The organism is Chryseobacterium ginsenosidimutans (assembly GCF_024807225.1).
Taxonomy (GTDB): Bacteria; Bacteroidota; Bacteroidia; order Flavobacteriales; family Weeksellaceae; genus Chryseobacterium; species Chryseobacterium ginsenosidimutans.
Genome location: NZ_JANUCO010000001.1, coordinates 2,571,212 through 2,596,008, shown reverse-complemented (window position 1 = coordinate 2,596,008; position 24,797 = coordinate 2,571,212). Strand labels below are relative to the sequence as shown.

General features: G+C 35.7%; 20 protein-coding genes. 1 reads left to right on the top strand and 19 read right to left on the bottom strand.

Annotated features, from left to right (window positions below; genetic code table 11):
* Nucleotides 1-168 precede the first annotated feature (168 nt).
* The 6 genes from J3D55_RS12165 to J3D55_RS12140 all read right to left on the bottom strand — a co-directional run bounded on the left by J3D55_RS12165 (nt 169) and on the right by J3D55_RS12140 (nt 4,732).
* Nucleotides 169-579, bottom strand: coding sequence for an NAD(P)H-dependent oxidoreductase (locus tag J3D55_RS12165; protein ID WP_259131435.1), 411 nt, complete (start codon nt 577-579; stop codon nt 169-171).
* A complete protein-coding gene (locus tag J3D55_RS12160; RefSeq protein ID WP_259131433.1) occupies nt 569-754 on the bottom strand; it encodes an NAD(P)H-dependent oxidoreductase in 186 nt (61 codons plus the stop codon). The genes J3D55_RS12165 and J3D55_RS12160 overlap by 11 nt, the downstream gene beginning before the upstream one ends.
* 74 nt (nt 755-828) lie before the next feature.
* Nucleotides 829-1,419, bottom strand: coding sequence for a Crp/Fnr family transcriptional regulator (locus tag J3D55_RS12155; RefSeq protein ID WP_259131431.1), 591 nt, complete (start codon nt 1,417-1,419; stop codon nt 829-831).
* Between the two features lie 360 nt (nt 1,420-1,779).
* The gene (locus tag J3D55_RS12150) at nt 1,780-2,580 is read right to left on the bottom strand and encodes a Cof-type HAD-IIB family hydrolase (protein WP_259131430.1); all 801 of its coding nucleotides are present in this window, start codon (nt 2,578-2,580) and stop codon (nt 1,780-1,782) included.
* Between the two features lie 83 nt (nt 2,581-2,663).
* The gene (locus J3D55_RS12145; RefSeq protein ID WP_259127825.1) at nt 2,664-3,422 is read right to left on the bottom strand and encodes an IS5 family transposase; all 759 of its coding nucleotides are present in this window, start codon (nt 3,420-3,422) and stop codon (nt 2,664-2,666) included.
* A gap of 437 nt (nt 3,423-3,859) precedes the next feature.
* Entirely contained in the window at nt 3,860-4,732 is an 873-nt protein-coding gene (locus tag J3D55_RS12140; RefSeq protein ID WP_259131428.1) for an AraC family transcriptional regulator, read from the bottom strand.
* A gap of 160 nt (nt 4,733-4,892) precedes the next feature.
* Between J3D55_RS12140 and J3D55_RS12135 the strand changes: the two genes are divergently transcribed.
* Nucleotides 4,893-5,489, top strand: a complete 597-nt coding sequence (locus J3D55_RS12135; protein ID WP_259131425.1) for a hypothetical protein — start codon at nt 4,893-4,895, stop codon at nt 5,487-5,489.
* Nucleotides 5,490-5,618: 129 nt separating this feature from the next.
* Here the strand turns inward: J3D55_RS12135 and J3D55_RS22680 are convergent, their stop codons facing one another.
* The 13 genes from J3D55_RS22680 to J3D55_RS12075 form a co-directional block, all read right to left on the bottom strand.
* Nucleotides 5,619-6,470: a hypothetical protein gene (locus J3D55_RS22680; RefSeq protein ID WP_310466920.1), complete on the bottom strand. Its 852-nt coding sequence runs from the start codon at nt 6,468-6,470 to the stop codon at nt 5,619-5,621.
* A complete protein-coding gene (locus J3D55_RS22675; RefSeq protein ID WP_310466918.1) occupies nt 6,373-7,656 on the bottom strand; it encodes a hypothetical protein in 1,284 nt (427 codons plus the stop codon). The genes J3D55_RS22680 and J3D55_RS22675 overlap by 98 nt, the downstream gene beginning before the upstream one ends.
* Nucleotides 7,657-7,765: 109 nt before the next feature.
* Nucleotides 7,766-8,731, bottom strand: a complete 966-nt coding sequence (locus J3D55_RS12125; RefSeq protein ID WP_259131422.1) for a glycoside hydrolase family 43 protein — start codon at nt 8,729-8,731, stop codon at nt 7,766-7,768.
* 54 nt (nt 8,732-8,785) lie between these two features.
* A complete protein-coding gene (locus tag J3D55_RS12120) occupies nt 8,786-9,895 on the bottom strand; it encodes an endo-1,4-beta-xylanase (RefSeq protein WP_259131421.1) in 1,110 nt (369 codons plus the stop codon).
* A gap of 10 nt (nt 9,896-9,905) precedes the next feature.
* A complete protein-coding gene (locus tag J3D55_RS12115; RefSeq protein ID WP_259131419.1) occupies nt 9,906-11,348 on the bottom strand; it encodes an MFS transporter in 1,443 nt (480 codons plus the stop codon).
* Nucleotides 11,349-11,452: 104 nt separating this feature from the next.
* Nucleotides 11,453-13,366: a sialate O-acetylesterase gene (locus tag J3D55_RS12110; protein ID WP_259131417.1), complete on the bottom strand. Its 1,914-nt coding sequence runs from the start codon at nt 13,364-13,366 to the stop codon at nt 11,453-11,455.
* 77 nt (nt 13,367-13,443) lie between these two features.
* Nucleotides 13,444-15,153, bottom strand: coding sequence for a GH35 family beta-galactosidase (locus J3D55_RS12105; RefSeq protein ID WP_259131414.1), 1,710 nt, complete (start codon nt 15,151-15,153; stop codon nt 13,444-13,446).
* Nucleotides 15,154-15,165: 12 nt separating this feature from the next.
* Complete coding sequence (locus J3D55_RS12100; protein WP_259131411.1) at nt 15,166-16,215, bottom strand: aldose epimerase family protein; 1,050 nt, start codon at nt 16,213-16,215, stop codon at nt 15,166-15,168.
* 42 nt (nt 16,216-16,257) lie between these two features.
* The gene (locus tag J3D55_RS12095; RefSeq protein ID WP_259131409.1) at nt 16,258-18,783 is read right to left on the bottom strand and encodes a glycosyl hydrolase 115 family protein; all 2,526 of its coding nucleotides are present in this window, start codon (nt 18,781-18,783) and stop codon (nt 16,258-16,260) included.
* 23 nt (nt 18,784-18,806) lie between these two features.
* Entirely contained in the window at nt 18,807-20,498 is a 1,692-nt protein-coding gene (locus J3D55_RS12090) for a glycoside hydrolase family 43 protein (RefSeq protein ID WP_259131407.1), read from the bottom strand.
* 180 nt (nt 20,499-20,678) lie between these two features.
* On the bottom strand, nt 20,679-21,491 hold the full coding sequence (locus J3D55_RS12085; protein WP_259131405.1) for an SDR family oxidoreductase: 813 nt from the start codon (nt 21,489-21,491) through the stop codon (nt 20,679-20,681).
* A gap of 75 nt (nt 21,492-21,566) precedes the next feature.
* Complete coding sequence (uxuA, locus tag J3D55_RS12080) at nt 21,567-22,745, bottom strand: mannonate dehydratase (RefSeq protein ID WP_259131404.1); 1,179 nt, start codon at nt 22,743-22,745, stop codon at nt 21,567-21,569.
* 103 nt (nt 22,746-22,848) lie between these two features.
* Entirely contained in the window at nt 22,849-24,792 is a 1,944-nt protein-coding gene (locus tag J3D55_RS12075) for a RagB/SusD family nutrient uptake outer membrane protein (protein WP_259131402.1), read from the bottom strand.
* Nucleotides 24,793-24,797: the final 5 nt, after the last annotated feature.

The window sequence follows — 24,797 nt, the reverse complement described above, 5'->3', positions numbered from 1 at the left end:
TTATTTTTATTGTTAAATTTTAATTTTAAGATGGTAATTGCTTACTTTTTCTGAGACAAAATTAGTTCAACAAAAGCCCTCACAGAAAGGAAATGAGTCACTAAAAAAGTGTGATCGAAATCACTTTGTCCATTAATTTAAGTAAGAAATCTTTGATGTTAATTATTTTTATTTGAATTGTTTTCCCAAATTCATCACCTTTTGAAGCCAGTTTTGTCTTTGTTTATCCGTAGATTTTCTCATAAATCCAAAAGTTGAAAACTTCACACGATCGAATCCTACATAGCCGAAAACAATGTTTTTAAGAATCTGATATTGAGACGCACGATAGACAAGATAAAACCAGAACTTTGGGGTGTCCATCGTTACTAAGACACGTATACTTTTACCTTTTAATAATTTTTCAGGGAAAATTTTTCCGGATTGATGTTTGAATGCAAAACCGGGAAGGAAAATTCTGTCGATAAAACCTTTGGTAATTGCAGGCATAAAACCCCACCAATTGGGAAAAGCCAAGACCACATGATCTGCCCACAAAATCAGCTCCTGAGATTTTACAAGATCTTCTTCAAGCTCCATTCCGTCTCCGGTTTCTGTAGCCGTCTGAAAGATTTACATTAAAATCAAGGTCTGAAATATAAATTGTTTTAACAGTTGCGCCTTCACTTTCCGCACCTTTTTTATAGGCTTCAAGCAAGGCATTAGAGAAAGAATCTTTAGAAGGATGTCCGAGGATAAGTAATATATTTTTCATTGCAGTACGTTTTATTTTGTACTACAAAGTTGCGCTAGAAAGCAAAGTGTTACCTGACACAAATGTGTCAAAAGTTATTTATGTGCGATTTTTTGTCTGATTCTTGTGAGGGTTTGTCTTTCAATCCCTAAAAAACTGCAAAGATGCGACAAGGAAATTCTGTTGAATAAAGAAGCGTGCTTTTTAGTAAAATCAAGATAACGCTCTTCGGCAGTCTGAAAAATAAAGCTTTCAATCCGCGATTGTTGCTGTTTTAAAACTACTTCTGCAATCAGCCTTCCGTATCTTTCAACGATCGGAGCCTGACTATACATCCATTGCATATCTTCAAACGAAAGATTGACAAAAGTTGTCGGTTCGAGACATTGTATAAAATATTTGCTGGGTTGTCTTGTAATAAAAGCAGGATAATGCGTCGCATATTCTCCTTCAGGATAGAAACCGACCGTGATTTCGTTGCCGTCTTTATCGATAAAAAACGAACGAACCAACCCTTTTGCAATGAAGCCAATCGATTTCTGAATTTTTCCGGATTCGAGAAAATAATCTTTTTTATTAAGCTCCTGAACAGTCACTTTTGCAACGAAATAGGAAAGTTCATCATCAGTCAGATCACAGCAAATTGCTTTGACAGATTGTAAATATGCTTCTATACCTGATTGCATTTTCTTTAAAAATTTCTTCTCTAAAGATAACAAAAAACCTTCAAATCAAAAGATATGAAGGGTTGTATTTTTTTTAAATTGTTTAAAATTTTCCTGAAAGTAAAAGTTTTGTACTGAAAGGTTTAAAGGCTCTTTCAAACGGAATTCGTTATTCTTTTAACGCAAAGATTATTTACATTCTGCATTATTTAGAAGACAAAGGCAAATGAAATTTGTTTCGCGAAGCTTGAAAATATAGCTTCATCAAATCAACTTGTTGATTCATCTTTGCTCGCTTTCTATTAAGTACCATTGAATTAAGCTTTGCGTCAAAACATGAGCAGTGATTTTTAAATGTTTAGATCAAATTTAAACAAGCTCTTAATTCATATTCAAATAATCCTTAATAATTTTCAGTACACCAAAATTATCATTAGAACAGGCTTCAAAACTCGCCGCCTTTTTTACGGAAGGATGCGCGTTTTTCATCGCATAAGAATATTTTGAATTTTCCAGCATTTGGATGTCATTCATATAATCTCCGAAAGCCATGGTTTGCTGTGGCGTAATATTCAAAGCTTTTTGCAGTTTTTCTAAAGCAACGCCTTTATTGATATTTTTATTCATAATATCCAGCCAATATTGCCCGGAAACAACAATTTCTAAATCGTATTTTTCGAACTCCTTCAAAACAGGATATACATTCAGTTCTGAACCTTCCGGATGATAGATTGCGATTTTAAAAATACTGTCATCAACTCTTTCCGTAAGATCTTCTCTTCTTTCGTTATCTGTATAAAACTGTGAAATATAATCGATAAAATCCTGATTATCTGTCTCTACATAAGCCTTTTTCTTCCCTGATAAAACGGCTGTAGCACCGGGAATTTTTCGGATTGCGGTGATAATTTCGGCGATGTATTTCTGATCTAATTCGTCTGCGAAAAGTTCTTCGTTTTTATAAATAACATACCCTCCGTTTTCTGCGATGAAAGCCATTTCGTTTTCAATATCTCCAAAATATTTGGTGATTCCCAACATCTGTCTTCCGCTTGCAGGCACAAACAAAATATTTCTCTTTTTCAGTTCTTCATAGACTGCAGGAAAATCCGGACTTACTTGATGTTCTGAGTTCAGAAAAGTTCCGTCCATATCCGTTACAATCAGCTTAATATCATTCATAAAAATATTTTTTCAGTGTTCTTGATTTTCATTTGCAAAGATATTGCATATTATTTTAAACATGAATTACTCTTAGAGCCTGTTTAAATTTTATTAAGTAATAATTTTATAGCGGATAATTTGACCATATTTTCGGAAGTTTCCATTAGGAGTTCATAATTTCTGCATAGCCTTCTATCATTATCAAACCATGAAAAAGTACGTTCAACAATCCATCTTTTATGGAGTGGCTCAAATCCTTTTTCTTTTTTGTCACTCCGCATAACGATTTGAATGATATAGCCTAATTTAGTTTTTATTTCCTCAATAATACCCCCTCTGTAACCTCCGTCCGCTAAGATTACCTGAAGCGGAATTAGTAAATATCGCAATGTTTTCATCAGCAATAATGCCGCTTTACTGTCATGAATATTGGCTACACTTACCATTACGGCTAACAAAAACCCGTTTTTATCTACCACGACGTGTCTTTTGATTCCTTTTACTTTTTTGGCTCCGTCAAAGCCATTGAGTGAACGGTTATTTCCCCAACGAACACTCTGGCTGTCCATAATTCCTAAACTTGCCTGCGATTTCTGGCCTCTATCCCGACGTACTTTCTCTCTTAATTTTGATAATAATAAATCGAAAATCTCCAGATTTGACCATTTTGAATAATAGTAATAAACCAATTGCCATTTTGGAAAATCATGAGGCAAAAGTCTCCATTGGCAGCCTGTTTTTACCAAATAATTAATAGCATTCCAAATGATAATCAAATCATATTTTCGTTTTCTGTCATCAAAATCTAATGCTTTTTTTATAAATTGCCACTGAGTTTGGGTTAAGTCTGTTGGATACATTGAAGTTTTTTGTTTTGCAACTCTAAAATGACAATTTTTATTCAACTTCTTACCCTTACTCTTTTTTTTTATTAATTTTTTAAACAGGCTCTTAATTTAAATTAAAAGTAGTTTTAATAGACATATTCAAATCAAAAAAATTTAACCACAAAGTTCACAAAGATTTTTTGACTACTAACTGTTTTTAAGTTACACAAAGGCGTTCTACTTAAAAAAGATCACAAAGTTTTTATTACTTATCCATTTTAGATTGAAAAACGGATATTCGCGTTTTTTCAAACGTAAAATCATTAAAATCTAACTTTTTACTAATAAAAAATGTTTTAATCAAATTTAAATAGACTCTAAATTTTAAATAAAAATAAAACACAAACATCTGTGGAAATCTGTGAAATCCGTGGGAGAAAATCTAAACAAATTCAATAGTAAAAACGTCATTATTCCATAAAATAATTAAACTCTTTTCTGTACTGAGAAGGCGTTTTCTTAATATATTCTTTAAAGGTTTTATTGAAATAACTAAAATTATTAAACCCCGACTCAAAACAAACCTCCGTAATGCTCAAAGGCTTTTCTGCAAGCAGTTTCAGAGAATGCGTAATTCTGTATTCATTCACAAATTGCGTAAAAGTTTTATTGGTTATTTTCTTAAAATAACGACAGAAAGACGGCACTTTCATATTCGCAAGATCAGCGATTTCTTCCAGCGTAATCTGTTCTTTAAAATGATCTTTCACATAATTAAAAATAATATTGATTCTTTCATTATCTTCAACCTGCGTTTGTAAATAATATTTTCCGGCATTTAAAATCCTGTAATCCTGTGTAGAAGCCAATGCATCTAATATCTTTATAAACTTGACAAGCCTTTCCAAAGATGAAGATTCGTGCATTTCGACGATCTTTTTACCTATGATTTTCTTTACATTTTCAGAAAAAACAATTCCAGCTTTTGACTTCTCCAATAAATTGGCAATTCTTTGCATTTCAGGCAATTCCCAGATCGTTTCGCCCAAAAAATCAGGCTTGAACTGAATCACCATTTCGTAGTCATTTTTCGTGTTTTCGTTCGTCATTCCACAATGCGGCAGATTACTTCCCATTAACACAAGATCTCCTTCCGTAAAATAGGAAATATTACTCCCGATCTGTCTTTTTCCTGAGCCGCCGCAGACAAAAATAAGTTCAACTTCGGGATGATAATGCCAAACATGCGATTTGATATTTTCGTTCCGAAGAAATTTTAAACTGGTGAAACTGCTTCCAATATTAGGTTTTACAGCTTCGAAGGCAGGATGTGAATGTTTCATTTTAAACCCATAAATTAATACACAAAATTAACAATTAATTTTAAATAAGATAATTTAAAGGTTAATATAGCACATAAATATGAAAATTGCATTGTAGATTAAGATAATATACTGTTATACATTTGCAATACAAATAACTGATAACAAAACCTTTATCATTATGATTAAATTATTAAAATCCGCTTTTCTTGTGGGATTCCTATTTATCTCCGCAAGTTTGATGAGTAAAGACAGAGATTTTTCTCTTTCTATCGGAACGTCAACAGCAAAAACTGTAAATTTTGAAGTCCTTAATGCACAAAATATATCTTTGGTAATCTATAATGAAACTTACGGAGAAGTATTTTCTGAAAAAGTAGGAACGGAAAATTCTGTAACGAAATCTTATAATCTGGAAAATCTGGCTGCAGGAACGTATTACCTGGTTGCAGAGTCTGATCAGAAGATTGAAAAATATAAAATAAACATAGGTCTTAACAACACTTTGGACATCGAAAAAACTCCTTTTGCTGAAATTAATAAACCGGAATACACGATTTCGGGGAATATGGTAAAACTTCATCTTTCGGGTGTAAAAAGCAGCGCCAATATTTCTGTAACTGATTTTTCGGATACTATTTATTACAACGCAACAAAAAAAGCTGCTAATGGAGAGCTTGATCTTACTTTCGACCTTAGTCTTAAAACCTCTGATAAATACATTATCAGCGTGGAAGAAGGCGGAAACGTTTTCAACAAAATCATTACTCTTAACTAAGAGATTCATATACATTTCCGGATTATATCGGAATTAAAATTTCACGTACAATTAGTTTTCAAAGGCAACTTTTCTCTTTTAATCACGGAGAATGGTTGCCTTTTTTATGTTTAAAAATTAGAATGTCTTTTAATTATGATGTTTCAGATCAAGCTTAATTTTTTTAAGATCTTCCAACTCATGAATCGGTCTTTCAATTTCGTAAGGAATCGGCATCTTTGAAAACGTCTGGAAATACAATAAACAAGCATCTTTCCACCAAACTGCGTCTTTTGACTGGATTTTTAATTTAGACTGAACCTGCTGAAATCTTTCAGCATCAACATAACCTTCCATTTTATCCCATGTTTTCTGATATTCACGAACATTTTTTACGCCTGTATCATATTTAAAACACAATTCTTCCCACAAGGTTTTGCCATCTTTCATTTGATAATTCCACGGAACATGATGAAACCAAAGGATCAGATTTTCCGGACAGGTTTCGATGTTTCCATAAATATTATTTAACGGAGAAAAATATTGAGAAACGGCGTTGCTTCCTGTTTTTGTTCTGTCAAATCCTACTCCATTTGCATCGGCTTTGTGATAGTAAACCGGCGACCAATCGGGTCTTCCGCCTTGATAATCTCCCCACGGTTCGGGTCCGTAATGATGTCCGGAAGCGAAAATATGATGAAGTCCCAAAGGCATCATATAGTCTACAGCCGTTTCTCTTGAAGTGAGCATCATTTCTTTCACGGGATTTACAAATTCTTTATTGTCTGTAAAAGTCATTTTAATCCATTCATCCGCGATCTGTTCGGAGGTTAATTCATGATTCCAGGCTAATCTTCCGAAGGCGTACCAATTGGCTTGTGCGAAATGATGGCCCGTCCAATTTTCATCTTCTCCGATATTCGCAACTCCTGAAATTGCGGTGATTTTTGATGGTCTTAATGTTCCGTCCGTAATTTTTGCAATCGTAGAAACCTTTTCCATATGAATAGGTATCGCTTTTCAAGGTTTCTTTAAATAATGGCGCCAGATAAACCAAATGATTTGAAAACCCAAGATATTCCTGAGTAATCTGAAATTCAACCATTTCTGGAGTCTTCTTTAAAGCTCCAAATAACGGATTGAACGCTTCACGCGGCTGAAAATCAACCGGTCCGTTTTTGATCTGAATAATCACATTATCCCTGAATTTCCCATCCAAAGGAACAAATTCCAAATGCGCTTGTTTTGCGCGATCTTCTTTACTCGGACTGTACACAAAAGCTCTCCACATAACGATTCCGCCATAAGGTTTCAACACGTCTGCCATCAAATTTGCACCATCGGCGTGAGTTCTTCCGTAATCCTGCGGTCCTGGTTGACCTTCTGAATTGGCTTTTACTAAAAATCCTCCAAAATCAGGAATTAATTTATAAATCTCAGAAGCTTTGGTTTTCCACCATTGCTGAACATTTTTATTCAACGGATCTGAATTTTCTACTCCACCGATAACTTTAGGTGAAGAAAAATTCACCGACAAATACACCTTAATTCCGTAAGGTCTGAATAGATCTGCCAGAACTTTTACCTTTTGAAGATAATCTGTTCGAAGCATATTGGGTGAGGCATTCACATTATTTAAAACAACGGAATTAATCCCGATCGACGCATTTGCTCGTGCATATTCTTCGTATCGTGGAGAAATTTTATTCGGCAAATCTTCCCATTTCCAAAGTGATTTTCCGGCGTAACCTCTTTCTATACTTCCATCCAAATTATCCCAATGATTGAGAATTCTGATATCGTAAGAAGGTTTTTCTGTGATATTTAAATTGTTAACATCACATTTTGTTTGTTGCAATCTCAAAATATGATATACTCCATACAACAAACCGTTTTCTTTTGCCGCAGAAATAATGATTTTTTCTGAATTTGATTTGATGGTATAACCGTCTTTCAGATTCTTCAACGATTTTTCTGTCCGCAATTCTACCGTCTGACCCTGCCAATAATTTATTAATTCTTTTTTCGCAATTTCAAGGGTAGGATTTTTACCTTTTGAAATGATTTTATCGGCGGAAATCCCATTTTTTACGTTGGGAAAACGAAGCCAGAGTTTGCTTCCGTCTTCTGCGAAAATTGAGAATGGAATTAATAAAAATATTAGGATGTAGGCTCGGAAACTTCGCATTTGAAATGGTTTTATCTGTAGGTTTTCCCTACGTTAATTCATATTTTACACCATAGGTTTCACCTAAGGCTATTGATATTGAACCTTTCGGGTTCTGTGGAATTGATGATTATTCCAGTCCTTCGATCGTTTTGAAAGTTCCGTCTTCATTATATTCTAATTCAACAACTTTCATGCTTCGAAGCCACGTTCTTCCGCCACTTGGAACGGAATCATGGAAGAATAAATACCATTTTCCTTTAAATTTAACAATGCTGTGATGGGTTGTCCAACCCACAACCGGAGTTAAAATCACCCCTTGATATGTGAAAGGTCCATAAGGATTGTCACCAATGGCATAGCACAAAAGATGCGTATCACCTGTAGAATAAGAGAAATAATATTTTCCGTTGTATTTGTGCATCCATGATGCTTCGAAGAAACGCTTTTCGTTGCCGTGAAGTAAAGGATTTCCGTTTTCATCGAGAATTAAAAGATCTTTCGGTTCTTCTGCAAATTCAAGCATATCATCGTTTAACAAAGCTACTTTGGAAGGAATTGCTGGTTCATCATTTTCAGGAATTACCGCAGATTCCAGTGCTTTATTATTTCTGTAACGTTGCAATTGTCCGCCCCAAATTCCGCCGAAATACATATAATGTTTTCCGTCTTCCTCAAAAATACAGGGATCGATGCTGTAACTTCCCATTATCGGATGCTTTTCAGGAATGAAAGGACCATAAGGTTTATCACTTACCGCAACGCCGATTCTGAAAATATCATTTTTATCTTTTAGCGGAAAATACATATAATATTTCCCGTTTTTATAGGCAACATCACAATCCCAAAGCTGTCTTCCCGACCAAGGAATATCTTTCACAGAAAGTGCCACTCCATGATCTGTAATTTCTCCGTTTTCAACATCATCTAATGAAAAAACGTGGTAATCGTTCATATCAAAATGATCGCCGTTATCGTTTTCTTCAATACCACTTTCTCTGTCGTGAGAGGGATAAATGTAGAGTTTTCCTTCAAAAACGTGAACGGATGGATCTGCCATGAAGTCTTTCGGGAATAGATATTTTGATTTGTTCATTATAATTTAGATGTTAGATTTTAGATACTAGATATTAGACTTTTATAATTGAAATTATTTTGTTTCTGCGAGTTTTATAAGTTTTTCGACGACAGGTTTTGCATTGAATTGACGGTCAAATAATAACGGATAATCTGTTCTGCCTTTGATCGGGAAATCATTTTTCCAGGACTGATTATCGGTTACGCCCCATAAGGTGACTCTTCGGATGTTGTTTTTCTGTTTTAAAAATAATTTAAAAAAATCCTGATAACGGTTTTCCCATTGAGTTTGAACATCTTTTGGAAGTCCGTTTTTGTAAGGATTCATTTTTTCGTCATACGCTACTTTATCAGAAACATTTGCGGAAGTTCCCCAAGGTGAAGGAAGCGCACTGATCTCCAATTCGGTGATATTTACTTTCACTCCGGTTTTTGCATAAGCAAGAATTGCTTTTTCGTATTCATTGATTGAAGGGGTATCCATTCCGACGTGAGCCTGCATTCCTACTCCATCGATCCGGATTCCTTTTGATTTTAAATCTTTAACCAATTGAGTCACCGTTTTCACTTTTCCGGGATGCCATTCATTGTAATCATTGTAATATAATTCAGCATTAGGATCCGCTTCCTGAGCGTATTTGAAGGCTAAAGGAATAAATTCTTCACCCAAAATTTCATAAAACTTAGATTTTCGGTAAGAACCGTCTTCCATGATGGCTTCATTCACAACATCCCAACCTTTTACTCTTCCTTTATATCTTGAAACCACCGTTGTAATGTGATTTTTCATTCTCTGCTTTAAGACTCCAGGAGAGACATTTTTGCCGTCTTTATCCACGAAAAACCAATCCGGAGCTTGAGAATGCCAAATCAAAGTATGCCCAATGATGAACATTTTATTTTTTTCACCAAACTCTACAAATTTGTCTGCATCATCGAAGAAAAATTTTCCTTCCTGAGGTTGCAGATACATCGATTTCATGCAGTTTTCCGAAACAATCGAACTGAATTGTTTTTTTATAATTTCTACAGATTTTGTATCGGTTCCGTGAATTTGCTCAAGATTCATCGCGGTGCCGATGTAGAATTTATTTTGAAAAGCTTTTTTTAAAGAATTAGATTTTTGAGCAGCTACATTTGAAACTGCCAAAGCCATTAAACCAAGTAAAATAATACGTTTCATATTCATGCTTTTATTTTCTTCTTTCTGCTAAATCATTTTCAATCTGTACTTCTAGTTTTTTATCAATTTTATAGAAATACAACAGTCCGCAAGCTGCAAGAAACGGAATCGCCGGAAAAATACTGACCAGCATTTTTGCCCCTTTTGCAACCGTTTCGGGCTGAATAGCATTGTGAATTTCACCTGAAGAAATATATCCGTATTTCCCAATAATTAAAGCAACTAAAGAACTTCCAATACTTAATCCCACTTTTAAACCCACCATCATGGCGGAGAAAATAATTGCCGTTGCTCTGCGGTTGTTTTTCCATTCGGAATAGTCGGCTACATCGGCAATCATCGCCCATAAAATCGGAGTGCTTATTCCGTAGAAAAAGCCGTGACAGATTTGAGATAGAAACATTAAACCAACAGATTTTGGAGGATAAAAAATGAACAGAATAATAAATAATGTCGAGATAAAAAGTGATGCCATAAACACATCTCTTTTCCCGTATTTATCGGCGAATCTTTTAGAAAAAGTAATTCCGACGATCATCATGATAATTCCGCCTGCATTAAATAATCCGAAACCTGCAGATTTTACATTTTCACCAAAGAAATTCATTCCGATAGAATCAAAAAATCCGGTGATGGGAGAGATAAAACTTTTCAAAGAAGCTTCATCTACATAATTATTAAAATAATACACATAAGAACCGCCTTTCATTGCCAATGTAATGAATATCAAAGCAGTAACAGAAAGCATAATTACCCAAGGCTTATTTTTAAATAAATCTTTTAAATCTTCTTTTACGCTTGATTTTTGTTCGGGTTTAGGAATAATTCTTTCTTTTGTCGTGAAAAAAGTAATCAATAACATCACAGAACCTATGATTGCCAACCAAGTCATCACGATCTCGATTCCGACTGCTTTATCACCGTTTCCTACGGATAAAATGATCGGCAACATGAAAACCTGTACAAAAAACTGTGAAAACATGACCGCTACAAAACGATAGGAAGAAATGCTGTTTCTTTCGCTCATATCTCCTGTAATCACGCCACTTAACGCAGAATACGGTAAATTATTTGAAGCGTAAAGTAATAATAAAAACGAATACGTGATCGCCGCATAAATCACTTTTCCTTTATAAGAAAAATCAGGTGTACTGAAAGCCAATAACGCTGCAATTCCCAACGGAACTGCCGAAAATAAAATCCACGGACGGAATTTCCCCCATTTTGTCTGCGTTCGGTCTGCCAAAGCACCAATCACAGGATTAAATCCGAAACCGGCAACCAATCCGACAATCAAGGTAATGATAGAAGCATCTTCAGCTTTTAAGCCATAAATATCGGTGTAAAAGTACGCGAGATAAGTAACCAGTGTCTGAAAAACGAGATTCGCCGCCAAATCTCCCAAGCTGTAGCCCACTTTTTCAACGACTGATATTTTTTGAGAATTATTCATATAAATTTAGATGTTAGATAATAGAAGTTAGATATTAGACTAAAAACGGTCTGCTGAAATTAAGGTGTATTTGTTTAATATTTATTGATTCAATTTTATTTCTACTATTCTGTAGTGAAAGGTGATGCCGGTAAATTGTTTTTGTTTTTCAAATTTCCATCCGGATTATCTGCCCAATCATATCGAACGGCAATCGGATTTTTAATCTCATCATTCCAGACGATGATTTTATTGCCTTCTATCTTTGCTTTTGCCCATTTGAAAACTCCATCGTTTCCTTTTATTGCAAAACCTTTCAATTCTGAAACTTTAGAAAAATCATCTGTTCCTTTTTTAAATGAAAGAATAATTTTGTTTCCATCAATTTTCATGGATTCATAAACGGGTCCGTCTGCAATAATATTTTTATCGAAAAGAGCTTTCTGAGCCTGTAACGACAATCTTTTTCCCACTTCTTTCTTGTTTAAAGGATGAATGTCGTTCCACTCTCCAATGTCAATGGTGACGGCAAGTCCGGTATTTTGAACGGTCTGAGAAACCTTTCTTTGCTGCTCTCTCAATTCTGCCCAATTGCTTTCTGTAGGTTGAGATTTTGCTTCCATAAAATTAGCAAGCTGAACGATAAAAAAAGGCAAATCTTTCTGATTCCACTTGTTGCGCCAATCCAAAATCATGGTTGATAATAAATCCCCGTATTCCTGAGGTTTTGCGGTGTTGCTTTCGCCTTGATACCAAAGAATCGCCTTTATCGGATATTGCGTCAAAGGATTCAGCATGGCGTTGTATAATCCTGTAGGTTTCCATCGGATGAAAGTTTGTCCGGGAGCGGGTCTGTTCATGATTGCTCCTATTTTATATTTCCATTCACCTTTTAAGTCAAACTTTTCAGAACTTATTTTCAGAAAGTAGTCTTTATCTTTTATAAATTCTCCTTTTCCGCTTCCATTCGTAATTCTTACAGCAATGATATTTTTGCCCTCTTTTAAAATTCCCGCAGGAATATCGTACCAACGCGGAGGATATTCGTAGGTGACATTTCCAACTTTTTGACCGTTAATATAAGTAACATCGGCATCTTTAATTCTTCCTAAATTTAGAAATGCTGTATTTTTTTCAGTGCCTTTTGGAAGAAAAATTTCTTTTCTGAACCAGACAGAACCGTCAAATGATTTTTCCACATCTTCCCAAGAACCGGGAACGTTCATTTTTTTCCAGTCAGAATCATTTAAATCGGACTTTTCCCAATGATTAGAAACTCCTATATCCAATTTGTCTAATTCTGCATACCAAGCTTTACTCAAAGCTTTTTCGGAAGATTCTGTTTGAGCAATTAACTCATCATTTCTCCATTTTTCAGCTTCAGCAAGATATTCCGGATATTTTTTCAAGGAATTTTCATCCATCCAAGCCTGAACCGGAGAACCCCCTAAACTTGAATTGATAATTCCCACCGGAATTTTATTGTACTGATACATTTCCTTCGCAAAAAAGTAAGCAACCGCGGAAAAATTTTGAATATTCTGAGGATTGGTTTCTTCCCAGCTTCCGTTTTCCAAATTGTTTTGAGCTTTTTTAAAATCATATTTTTGAGGAACGGTAAAAAAACGGATATTGCTATTATTGGCATTCGTTAATTCCTGCGGATACAGGGTTTTCACTCTTCGCATCGGAAGCTCCATATTCGACTGACCGGAACATAGATACACATCACCAATGAGAATATTTTTCAGTGTAATTTCGTTGATCATCATTCTAAAAGGACCTCCAGATTTCATTTCAGGAAGCATGATTTTCCAATTCCCAGAATTGTCGGCAACTGTATTGTATTTTTTATTTTGAAACTGAACTTCAATTTTTTCTCCAAAATCAGCTTGTCCCCAGATTTTCAGTTTTTGGTCGCGTTGTAAAACCATTCCGTCAGAAACCAGTTTTGGAAGTTTAATTTTTGCATTAACTAAACCTGCAAAACAAAAAGTGATGGCGAAAAATAGTACTTTAAAAAATTTAGTTGTATTCATCTTAATAAGTTTTGGCTAAAGCCTTAATGAATATTTATTTTTTGTAAGCGGGCTAAAGCCCACTCCTATTGATTATTTTATTGATATTCATACAATTTCACATGAAGAATCTGGAAATCATCAACGCCGATTCGGACGTGTCTTCCCTGATGCGTCTGATCGCCGTTTAATCTTCTGATGTAATTGATTTTTCCGTTTTCATCAATGCTGACTTCATCTACAGGACCGATTCCTGCTCTTTTTCCGCCGTTCCAGTTATTTTGAGTCTGGGATTTTCCGCCTTGAGCTGCAAAACCATCTTCGCCTAAATCTTTTGCCTGAACTTCTTTCTTTTCATTTTCCTTTTCAAATTCCACTACAATTCCGCTTCCGGCAATGATATATTCGTCTTTTGCTAAACGTAAAATTAATCCGCCACCTTCCGGCCAAATACTTCCATCTTTTGCACGCGGATCCCATGGAAGCAAGAAAAAATGTCTTGCTGTTATTTTTAAATCATCAAAACTGATCATTCGTTCAGAATTTTTCTGATCAAACAATAAACCTTTCGATTGTCCTTCTCCTTGATATTTTGTAAGAAGAGGCATCAATTCATTCAATTTAGAATATGCTTCAGACAATCTTTTACTTCCCTCTTCAGAATTATTTTCAATAGAAAACGGACTGTAACCTATCGCATCATGTTCACCAAAAGCATAAAAAGCCTGAACTCCATTATTCTGAGTCATTTTAATTTCCGGAACAAACAATGGATTATTGTGAAGCCTATATTTTGCCGACCAAGTTGTAAAATCTCCGTCGTACAAATCCGGTGACAGCATATCAATATTCGGCGCTCCGGCGTGCCAAATATCAATCAGATGAGCCAAAGGTCCACCTGCAGGATATTCTCCGGGCTGCCTGTTTCTGCTGTTCATCGCAGCATTTACATACAACGGAATATTGTGAATCGAACGCGCGGTTTTTGCCAGTTTTTCAACATATTGAGCATATGAATAAGCAGTAAATAATTCGTCTGTATACAAATCATTTCCAAAAATTTCCTGCCAGTTTCCTTTCGTTTTGAAACCTTGCTTTCCCCATTTTTCAAGCAATGAAGGATGAAGTTCTTTTTTATTTTTATTTAAAAAATTCATTAAACCTTCTGAAACCTGACTGTTAAAAGCTTTATTGGCTTCTTTAGAATAATCACGGGCTCCTTCTAACATTCCGATTTCGTTTTCAACCTGAATCATGACAACCGTTCCCTGTGTTTTATCAATATCGGAAATATGTTTTATTAATTTTCCGAAAACTTTATTATCGGCATTTAAAACATTATCAGAAAATGAACTTGCAATTTCTAAAGGTTTTCCCAGTTTTGAATAGGCTCTCGGATATTTTTTATAATCTTTTTTTAACCAAAGCGGCGCATAACACGTCATTGAATTTTTCCATGCTCCGAACCATAAAAAAACAATTTTAAGGCTATTTTTTCTTGCCTGATCGATCGATTTATCAATTAAACTAAAATCAAAACTCCCTTCTTCGGGCTCAATCAAATCCCAGTACGCAGGAACTAAAACCGTATTTAATCCCATCTTTTGAAGTTTTGGAAAATCTCTTTCGATATCCTGAAATGATGAAGCTGAGGAATTTCCCAATTCACCACCTAAAATCAAAAAAGGTTTCTGATCTACGATAAGTTGTGTCGCCGTTCCTTTTTTCTGCAAATGAGGAATTTGCTGTGCCTGAGAAAAAATCGACAGAAAAAAACCTGAAATAAATATTGCTTTATTGATAATCATAATTAGTTTTTATTAAATCACAGAAAATTTATAAATTGTTTTCGTCTCATATTTTCCTCCCGGTTTCAACTCGACTGAAGGAAAATCCGGTCGGTTGGGAGAATCGGGAAAATGTTGTGTTTCAAGGCAAATTCCGGTTCTTGCTATATTTTTTTCACCTGTTTTAGTATCAAATTTCCCATCCAGATGATTTCCTGTATAAACCTGAATTCCCGGTTGATCTGTTATTACTTCTATTTTTCGTCCGCTTTTACGGTGCTGTAATTCTCCGACAGTTCTCAATCCGTTTCCTTTCAAAACCCAGCAATGATCGTAGCCATTTGAAATTTTTAACTGTTCATTTTCTTCATTAATATCTTTTCCAATAGTTTTTAAATTTCTAAAATCAAAAGGTGTTTTTTCCACATTTTCAAAATCCTCTTTCGGAATAGAAAATTCATTGATCGGAATAAACTGATCGGCGTTCAACTGAAGCTCATGATCGGTAATCTCCTGTGAAAAATTTCCGGAAAGATTGAAATAAGAATGGTGCGTCAAATTAATAATCGTTGGCTGATCTGTCGTTGCTTCATAAGAAATTTCCAAAGCATTTTCATCTGTTAAAGTATAAAAAACCGTCACTGCCAATTCTCCGGGATACCCTTCCTCATTATCTTTACTGACGTATGAAAGTTTTATTTTTTGAGGATTCAGCAATTCTGAATCCCATACTTTTGTATGAAAACCTTCATTTCCGCCGTGAAGATGATTTTCGCCATTATTCTTATTTACATGAAAATTTTTCTCATTTAAACTAAATTTTCCCTCCGCAATTCTGTTGGCAAATCTTCCAATAATTGCTCCGAAAAAATATGAATTTGATTCAAAATAATCCTTAGATTTTGGAAATCCCAATACAATATCCTCATACTTACCATTGCGGTCTGGAGCTGTCAATGAGGTCACAATTCCGCCAAAGTTGATGATCTCAACCTTCATTCCGTTTTTATTGATGAGTGTATATTTTCTGATTCGATCGCCATTTGCCGTTATTCCAAAATCAGAAATCTGAGTATTTTTCATTTTTTTGTATTGGTCTTTTTTTAATTATTCAAAAATATCAGGTTAATTTTCAAAATCACTTTCGGGAGCTCCGAGATATGAATCTTTGAGCCCACCTGTATTAATCAATATTTTTTCTAAAACAATTCCCGCATCCAAAACACGGAAACGCAACGTATGTTTTCCGGTTTTTGAAATCGTATGTTTTGTATTGGATTTAATAATATGTTCGGATTGCCATTGTCCCAATTCTCCACGATAATTCCCATTAAAATTGACAATCTGTGGTTTTTCACCATCAAAATAAATTTCATATCGCAGCCCTTTATTAGAATTAAAATTCAACGTTGGAGCCAACAATAACTGAACTTCGAATTTGCCTGTAGAAGTGAAATCAACATCATATTCAAGAGATACATTTTCATTGTCTTTGGGAGAAATATTTTGCGGAAAAGTGGTGATTCCCGATAAAGTTTTTCCCAAATCGGGAACGATTTTCCATTCCATTTTATCTGAATTATTTTTGCGTGAAAAATGTTCTGCTTCGATGGAAATATAGCCGTCTTTTTCTTTAAAAATTCTGGTTTTTGAAGCTTTATTTTCTTTTACATACATCAATTCAGGCATTATATTTTTCTCCGGTTGTTGCCAGTTTTCATAGCCGATTCTTGTCTGATCCATCATATGTTGCCATTTTCCACCGGAAATTTCATTATTATATTTATTCTGTAGAATGGAATCATATTCAAAATTTTCCTTTGCATTATCGGCATATTCATTGGCTTTCAAATCTTTTTTTGCTGCTAATTGATGATTTTTTGCCACATTAAAATACAGTTCATACAAATTGCTGCACGCATCAATCGGATACAAAACCAATTGAAAATACGCATCTTTATATTCTTCTGGAATCTCGTTGTAGAGCCTATTTGCATCAAGAGATAATTTTCTGTAATCGTTCACAACGGTTTCAAATTCGTTGTAATTTTCAAGACTGTAAGTTTTACTATTTAATGTTTCGGGCGTAACTCTTCGATTGTATTTTGCATACAGATTAATCATTCTCGCAATTTCCTTTGAATATTGCTGTCCAAATTGTTGAGAAGCCCAATTTTCTGTGTATTCTAAGAGATTATCCGTATTAAATTGTTTTGGATTCCAAGCCATATCCATGAAGAAATTTATTGGAAATTCCATCGGTTTTAGATCACCAACATTTACTATCCAAACTTTGTCAACGCCGTGTTCATACGTCAGATTCATCTGTTCCCAAACCCGCTGAATCGGACTTATGTTGATCCATTTAGAATTCCTCGGTCCACCCACATAATCGAAATGATAATACATCCCGTATCCGCCTTTGTGCCACGGTTTCGACAAATCCGGAAGCTTGCGTACATTGCCCCAATTATCATCGCAGAACAGCAAAATTATATCGCCCGGAACTTTCATTCCTTCATCATAATAATCCTGAACTTCTTTGTACAGAGCCCAAATCTGAGGTGTTTTGTTTGGGTTTTTCCCAGTAACATTTTGAATGATTTTTCGCTGATCTTTTACAACGTTTTCTAATAGAGAGATATTGGTTTTGTCGCCCATCGCTTCATCGCCATCACCGCGCATTCCGACTGTTACGAGTTTTTCCCAGTTTTTGCTTCTTTCAATTCCTGATTTCCAGAACTGTTGAAGCACGGTAGAATTTTTATTATAATCCCAAATATTTGGTAAATTATTCTTTTTGATATATCGATGCCAATCTGTTTGCGCCAAAGCCATCGGTTCGTGATGAGAAGTTCCCATAATAATTCCCATTTCATCGGCTAAAATTCCGTTTTGAGGATCATCGTCGTAGAAAGCTTTTCCCCACATTGCAGGCCAAAGATAGTTTCCTTTTAATCTTAAAATCAGTTCGAAAACTCTTTCGTAAAATTTAGAATTAATTCCTCCAAAAGTTGCTCTTGCCCAACTTCCCAGCGAAGGTTCTTCATCGTTCAGGAAAATTCCGCGGTATTCTACGGCTGGTTCGTTGTCTGTGTAAATTCCTTTTTTGAAATAGAGATTTTCAGATTTTTTTACGGGAACATCTGCCCAATAATTCCACGGAGAAACGCCAATCTGCTTTGAAAATTCGTAGATTCCGTAAATTGTTCCACGTTTGTCGCTTCCTGCAATGATGATGACATCTGAAATTCCTTTAAAATCCTTGATATTTCGAATGATGAATTTTTCTTTTTTACCTTTTAAGTCTTTTTCATTAATTTTTTTCTGTTTAATCAATTCATCAATAATCGAATTTGTTCCGATCGTTCCGATGATGATTAATGGTGATTTCGAAGTTGGAATTTGGTTTAAAATAGCCGGAATTTCGCCCGTTACTTTTTGAAAATCAGTTTGAAGATTACTAATGGCTCTTAAAATCCCTTTATCAATTGACGGATCTATAAATAATGAAATTTTTACCGATTTTTCCTTTACAGTAAGGACATCAGAACTTTTTTCAGTCGTGATGAACGGTTGTGCAGATTTTACCTTCAATCCGAAACTGAAGATGAAAATGACCATTAAAACTGACTTTAATAAAGTATTCATTAGTACTGATTTAAAATTTTAGTTTACCATTTACTATCGTTTGAAGAAGTGGCATATAATCCGATTAAACTTCCTGTAAAACCGCCTGCAACGTCTGTTGACAAAATATCACCGGACACTTTTCCGCCAAGATTGTTGAAGTCTTTTCCGTCCATAGAATAATTAAACTGATATTCATCTCCATTTGCCACAACCTGAAGCTGTATATTTTTTGACATTAAAATTTTTTCACTTGAAACTGTTGTTGAACTTCCTTTTTCAGTACGTTCCAAAACAATGTAGAAATCTTTGTCTTTTTTGGTAATTCCGAAAACGTAGTTGAAATTTTCGCTTTGATAACAAGTAATTCCTGCTAAATCTTTTTTTGATTTTGGTTTAAAATCTAAAGAAACCATTGCTTCAAAAGACGAATGTTGCTGTCTTTGAAATAATGCAGAAACAGGCGCTTTTGCTTTAATATTGGTTGAAAAAGGATTAATTTTTAACCCGTTTTTAGTAGTTGTTATAAAATTTTCTCTTGCTCCTCTCATGGCAATCCATCGATAATCGAGCTGAGAATTCTTTAAATTATCATTAAAAGTGAAATTTCCATTCGGGAAAAAGCCATTTTCGTTGGTTTGATTTTTAACACCCATCGGCATTTTTAATTTCGGTTTCATTGGAACCAATCCGTTTTGGAAAACAGGATACGTTCCACTCCAATCCACAGGAAGAATGAACGTTTCACGACCTGTATTGACTCTGTTTTTTTCGTTGGAACGAATTGCCAGAAACACGCCGTAATACTTTCCGTCGGGCGTTTCCACCAAATCGGCGTGACCTGCCCAATCTACTTTATCTTTTCTGTCTTTCGGAAAATATCTTTGCGTGAGAATCGGGTTATTTCCAGCCGGAACAAACGGACCTTTCGGAGAATCGGACATGAAAATAACCTCGCTGTGATTGCCTCCAGTTCCGCCTTCCGCACACATTAGGAAATATTTCCCATCTTTTTTGTACAAATGCGGACCTTCGATCCAAATTGGTTTTTGCGTAATATCTACTCCACCGTTGACAATAATTTGATCTGAACCTGCAACAACCTGATCTTTTTCCAAATCGTACTCCCAGATTTTAATGACGCGATGACCGCTGTATTGTTCGGTTCCTTTTGGTGGTGCGTCGTTGTGAACGATGTAAGCTTTTCGGTTATCATCAAAGAAAATTGAGGGATCGATTCCTTCAAAATTTAATTTCTGAACTTCACTCCACCCCTTTTTCGGGTCTTTGGTTTTTACGATCATATTTCCGATTCCACCTGCAATCTGAGTCGTGACCATATAAAAAGTATCGTTAAACTTATTGTACTTAATATCGGGAGCATAAATTCCTTCTGAAAATCCGGCTTTATCGACTTTAAGCTGTGAAGGTCTATCCAACACATGACCGATCTGCTTCCAATTTACCAAATCATTAGAATGAAAAATCGGAACACCGGGAAACATCGCAAAGGAAGAATTTACCAGATAATAGTCATTTCCCTTTCTCGTAATACTCGGATCCGGATAGCAACCCTGGAGAATCGGCGAGTAGAATTCATCGTCTTTCAGAGGATTTTCTGCATAGATCTTATCGTTTCCTTTGTATTTAAAATCTGAGAAAATCTGAGCCGAATTATTTTCAAATAAAAATAAAACTGCTGCTGCAAATAAAGATTTTTTGATCGTATTTCTCATATAATATTTTGTGATTGGGGTAAAGGAATTTTAATTTAAAAAATATTTATTTCTTCTATAACCTTTCATTTTTACAGAGAAACTTTATGATGTAGATTTAATTCAAACTAAAAAAACAAGGTCTAGTCAAGCAAATAATGAAAGACCTTGTGACTAACTATATAAAATGATTGTACCTTTTTAAACACCACTAAATGCACTAAAACCACCATCAATAGGAAGTAAAGCACCTGTGATAAAACTTGCTGCGTCCGAACAAAGGAACTGCACTGCTCCGTTTAGTTCTTCTGCGTCACCGAAACGCCCCATCGGTGTTTTTGCAATAACTTTTTTGCTTCTGTCGGTTAATGATCCATCCGGATTTAATAAAATTGCACGGTTTTGATCGCCAATGAAAAATCCTGGAGCAATGGCATTGACACGGATTTTATCACCATATTTCAAAGCTAAATCTGAAGCGAGCCATTGGGTAAAATTGGTAATCGCCGATTTCGCCGCTGAATAACCCGCCACTCTTGTGATCGCAGAATAAGCAGCCATTGAAGAAATATTTACAATACTTCCGCTTCCCTGTTGTGCCATTACTTTTCCGAAAACATAGCTTGGATAGACCGTTCCGTTGATGTTGAGATTGGTCACCTCATCCCATCCATCCAAATTCGTATCAAGAAAAGACTGTTCTGGAGAAAGCATTGCAGAAGGGATATTTCCGCCTGCAATGTTTAATAAAATATCAATTTTACCATATTTTTCAAGGATCTTTTTGGAAGCTTCTTCCAGACTTTCGATATTCATGACATTGGCTTCAACGGCAAATGCGTCGCCTCCTGACTCGGTTAATTCCTTAATTCGGGCATCCAAAGTTTGTTGATTTCTTCCTAAAGCAACCACTTTTGCTCCTGCTTCGATGAAACTTTTGGCTAAACTTCCGCCTAAAACGCCTGAAGCTCCTGTAATGACGGCTACTTTATCTTTTATGCTGAATATGTTCATTGGTTTTTTGTTGATGGTTGATGGTTTTTGGTTGATTGTTTTTGGTTGATTGTTTTAAGTCGTTCCTTCGGAACTTTATTTTTTGTTTGATAATTCGTTTTGGATGGTTGCCATTACGCCTTCGATTTGTCCGAGAGCGAGCATTCTTCCTAAAAATGAATATCCCGGATTGTAGCCTTTATCAATATCATCCGTCAACAATCGACCATGATCGATACGCATCGGAAGGGTTGGATTTTCTTTTTCGAATATTCGGACAACCTCGATAATTTTTCCTCTGCCTTCTAAATGATGAGCCTCGATAAAATCTCCGTTTTCAAAAACATTGGTACTTCTGAGATGTACAAATTTTGTACGGGAAGCAAATTTCTGAGCCAATTTTGGAACGTCGTTTTGTAATCCTGCGCTTAACGAACCTGTACAAAAAGTCAGTCCGTTGTGGGGATTGTCTACGGCATTCAAAAACCAGTCGATGTCTTCTTCGTTCGTCACAATTCTTGGTAAGCCTAATAATGAAAACGGCGGATCATCGGGATGAACGCACATTTGGATGTTCCATTTTTCGCAGACAGGCATTATTTTTTCGAGGAAATATTGCATGTTCTGACGAAGCTGATTTTTATCAATTCCATCATATAAAGCCAGTAAACTTTTAAAAATAGCTACCGGATTTTGATCGTCTTCTTTGATATTTCCATTAACGAAACCTTGGGTTTTAACAATAATAGAATCAATTAAATCATTCTTTTCCTCTTCGGTAATGGTCTTTTTAAGCTCTTCAACTTTTGTAAGAACCTCATCATTATAATCTTTTTCCGCCCCTTTTCTTTCTAAAATATGAATTTCGAAATACGCGAATTTTGCTTTATCAAAATATAAAGATGACGAACCGTCTTTCCATTGAAAATACAGATCTGTTCTTGCCCAATCTAAAACAGGCATAAAGTTGTAACAAACCGTTGTAACTCCTGCTTTTCCTAGGTTTTCGAGACTTTTACTATAGTTTTCAATTAACTGATCTCTATTTTCACCACCATATTTTATCGCTTCACTTACAGGAAGGCTTTCTACAACCGACCAGCGAAGTCCGAAACTTTCGATATAATTTTTATACTCATTAATGGCTTCCAAAGACCAGATTTCTCCGTTCGGAACGTCATGAAGTGCTGAAACGATGCCTTCAACCCCGATCTGACGAAGCATATCTAATTTAATCTTGTCTTTTTTACCAAACCAACGCCATGTTTTTTCCATAATATTCTTAAAATTTTAAATTAAAATAAAGCGGGAGGGCTGAATCTCCCACTTTATCTTTTAAATATGAATGTGAAAAATAATCAATTACTATTTAATAAGATTAATATCCCGGATTTTGATAGGCTGCTAATTCTGCCTGAGTTCCCTGCATTTTATCTATTTGATCCTGAGGAATTGGTCTCAAGTATAAATAATTAGGAATATTTCTGGTAAATGTCTGCGGTGTATGAGCACCGGCAACTGTTCCGCCAATTGTGTAATTTTTAGCAAGATCGGTCCATCGTTGGGTTCTCACCAAATCAAACCATCTCTGTCCTTCCCCATAATATTCTCTTGATCTTTCTGCCAAAATATAATCAACAGTAATCGCCGTTGGAGTCGAAGCAATCATCGCAGCACTGTTATCCTGAATTTTAGCTACATTTCCGTTGTTGTCCCAACGCCATTTTCCGGCACGTCCTCGGATTACGTTAATCAAATCTCTCGCAGTCATTGCTCCTGTTGCCCCTTTTACTGCCGCTTCTGCTGCAATGAAATAGAATTCTGAGAATTTGGCAACCGGGAAAGGACGTGTAATTCCTCCGTTTGGCTGACCGAGACCTGTTCCGTTATCGGTTCTGTAGGTTCCTATTTTCCAAAGATTCGGATAGGCATATCTGCTGATTCCACTTGGAGAAATCACAAAATCTGCTCTTCCGGGAAGTACTCCTGCTCCAACGTTGCTTTTATAAGTAGCATTAGAATAATCTATTGTCTGAGCCGGATCATCATTTAGGAAAGTCAATATAGCACTTCCTACCTGTATTGGTAATCCGTTTGCTCCGTATAATGTAGATGTCGTAATTCCTGCTTTGTTCCAATTTCCGCGGAAAGTCGTTACAAAAGTTCCGTCGTATCTTGAATCGTTTATTTTGTCGGCAAATGTATTCTTTACAACCTCAATGGTCGGAGCCATCGTTTTCCATGGTCTTCCGTAAGCCTGAGCTGCTTCTCTTTGTACGGTTCTTACTGGAGAGCCTGTCCATTGTGCATTTTGAGAACTTTCAAGGAAGGTATAATCCCAAGTTGTCATCCATACCGCAAAATTTCCAGGGGATGAACCCGTGTTGTAAGAATGGCTTGATCCGTCGTAATATTCGCTTGATTCTGTGTGATCTGCATACAGCATCATTTCTTTATTTCTGTCATTCTGCGCAAGATTCACATCATAATATGTGGCTTGTAATCCATAACTTCCCGGAGTGTTGATACCTTCTAAAGCAATATCATAAGCATGCTGAAAATACCATTGTGCGGTTTGTCCGTTTGGATCTACTCTTGCTGTTTGAGGGTAAGTGGGAATACTGTTCGGATTCTGAAGCCACCATCCGTAGGTAAGATAAGCTTTAGCTAAAAATAATTTTGCCACATTCTTAGTAATTCCTCCCGTTACACGAGGTGCTGTCGGTAAATCTGCAACTGCTTTTACCAAATCGGGAAATATAACTTTAGAATACACCTCAGTCACTGTATTTCTCTTAGAACCTCTATATGTACTGATATTAAACTGTAATTCTCCTGAACCCAAATCTAGCGGAACACCACCAAATGTCTGAGCCAACATAAAATAATCGAACGCTCTGAAAAACCTTGCTTCTGCAATGATCGCATCAGAAACACCGACTCCTGAACCTTTTGCTATCACTCCGTTTGCGGTATTAATATTTCGGAAAGCATTATTCCAAAGGACATCGGCACGACTGGAGGAAGCTGTTAGATTTCCAACTCCGGACATATCCATATCTTTAAAATTTCCGTCACCGGCATGACCGTAAGTGTATTCGTCTGTACCTGTTTCACAGGCATTCAGCCAATATCCGTTTCCGTAAATGTATCGTAGATGCGCATACATAGACGTAATCCCGCCTAAAACTCCTGCCTCGGTCTCAAAATATTCTGGTGTATAAGTACCGCGAGGTTCTTCATCTAAAAGATTTGAACAGCTGGAAAGCATTACAGTACATAACAAAATTTTTGCTGTTGTATTTATTCTGAACTTTTTCATGTGAA

Excerpts from the sequence above, each read along its gene's own strand:
- J3D55_RS12145 (WP_259127825.1), bottom strand. The coding sequence starts at position 3,422 with ATGTATCCAACAGACTTAACCCAAACTCAGTGGCAATTTATAAAAAAA.
- J3D55_RS12075 (WP_259131402.1), bottom strand. The coding sequence starts at position 24,792 with ATGAAAAAGTTCAGAATAAATACAACAGCAAAAATTTTGTTATGTACT.
- J3D55_RS12160 (WP_259131433.1), bottom strand. The coding sequence starts at position 754 with ATGAAAAATATATTACTTATCCTCGGACATCCTTCTAAAGATTCTTTC.
- J3D55_RS22680 (WP_310466920.1), bottom strand. The coding sequence starts at position 6,470 with ATGGAAAAGGTTTCTACGATTGCAAAAATTACGGACGGAACATTAAGA.
- J3D55_RS12095 (WP_259131409.1), bottom strand. The coding sequence starts at position 18,783 with ATGAATACTTTATTAAAGTCAGTTTTAATGGTCATTTTCATCTTCAGT.
- uxuA (WP_259131404.1), bottom strand. The coding sequence starts at position 22,745 with ATGGAAAAAACATGGCGTTGGTTTGGTAAAAAAGACAAGATTAAATTA.
- J3D55_RS12100 (WP_259131411.1), bottom strand. The coding sequence starts at position 16,215 with ATGAAAAATACTCAGATTTCTGATTTTGGAATAACGGCAAATGGCGAT.
- J3D55_RS12125 (WP_259131422.1), bottom strand. The coding sequence starts at position 8,731 with ATGAACAAATCAAAATATCTATTCCCGAAAGACTTCATGGCAGATCCA.
- J3D55_RS12115 (WP_259131419.1), bottom strand. The coding sequence starts at position 11,348 with ATGAATAATTCTCAAAAAATATCAGTCGTTGAAAAAGTGGGCTACAGC.
- J3D55_RS12120 (WP_259131421.1), bottom strand. The coding sequence starts at position 9,895 with ATGAAACGTATTATTTTACTTGGTTTAATGGCTTTGGCAGTTTCAAAT.
- J3D55_RS12105 (WP_259131414.1), bottom strand. The coding sequence starts at position 15,153 with ATGATTATCAATAAAGCAATATTTATTTCAGGTTTTTTTCTGTCGATT.
- J3D55_RS12135 (WP_259131425.1), top strand. The coding sequence starts at position 4,893 with ATGATTAAATTATTAAAATCCGCTTTTCTTGTGGGATTCCTATTTATC.
- J3D55_RS12110 (WP_259131417.1), bottom strand. The coding sequence starts at position 13,366 with ATGAATACAACTAAATTTTTTAAAGTACTATTTTTCGCCATCACTTTT.
- J3D55_RS12140 (WP_259131428.1), bottom strand. The coding sequence starts at position 4,732 with ATGAAACATTCACATCCTGCCTTCGAAGCTGTAAAACCTAATATTGGA.
- J3D55_RS12090 (WP_259131407.1), bottom strand. The coding sequence starts at position 20,498 with ATGAGAAATACGATCAAAAAATCTTTATTTGCAGCAGCAGTTTTATTT.
- J3D55_RS22675 (WP_310466918.1), bottom strand. The coding sequence starts at position 7,656 with ATGCGAAGTTTCCGAGCCTACATCCTAATATTTTTATTAATTCCATTC.
- J3D55_RS12165 (WP_259131435.1), bottom strand. The coding sequence starts at position 579 with ATGGAGCTTGAAGAAGATCTTGTAAAATCTCAGGAGCTGATTTTGTGG.
- J3D55_RS12085 (WP_259131405.1), bottom strand. The coding sequence starts at position 21,491 with ATGAACATATTCAGCATAAAAGATAAAGTAGCCGTCATTACAGGAGCT.
- J3D55_RS12155 (WP_259131431.1), bottom strand. The coding sequence starts at position 1,419 with ATGCAATCAGGTATAGAAGCATATTTACAATCTGTCAAAGCAATTTGC.
- J3D55_RS12150 (WP_259131430.1), bottom strand. The coding sequence starts at position 2,580 with ATGAATGATATTAAGCTGATTGTAACGGATATGGACGGAACTTTTCTG.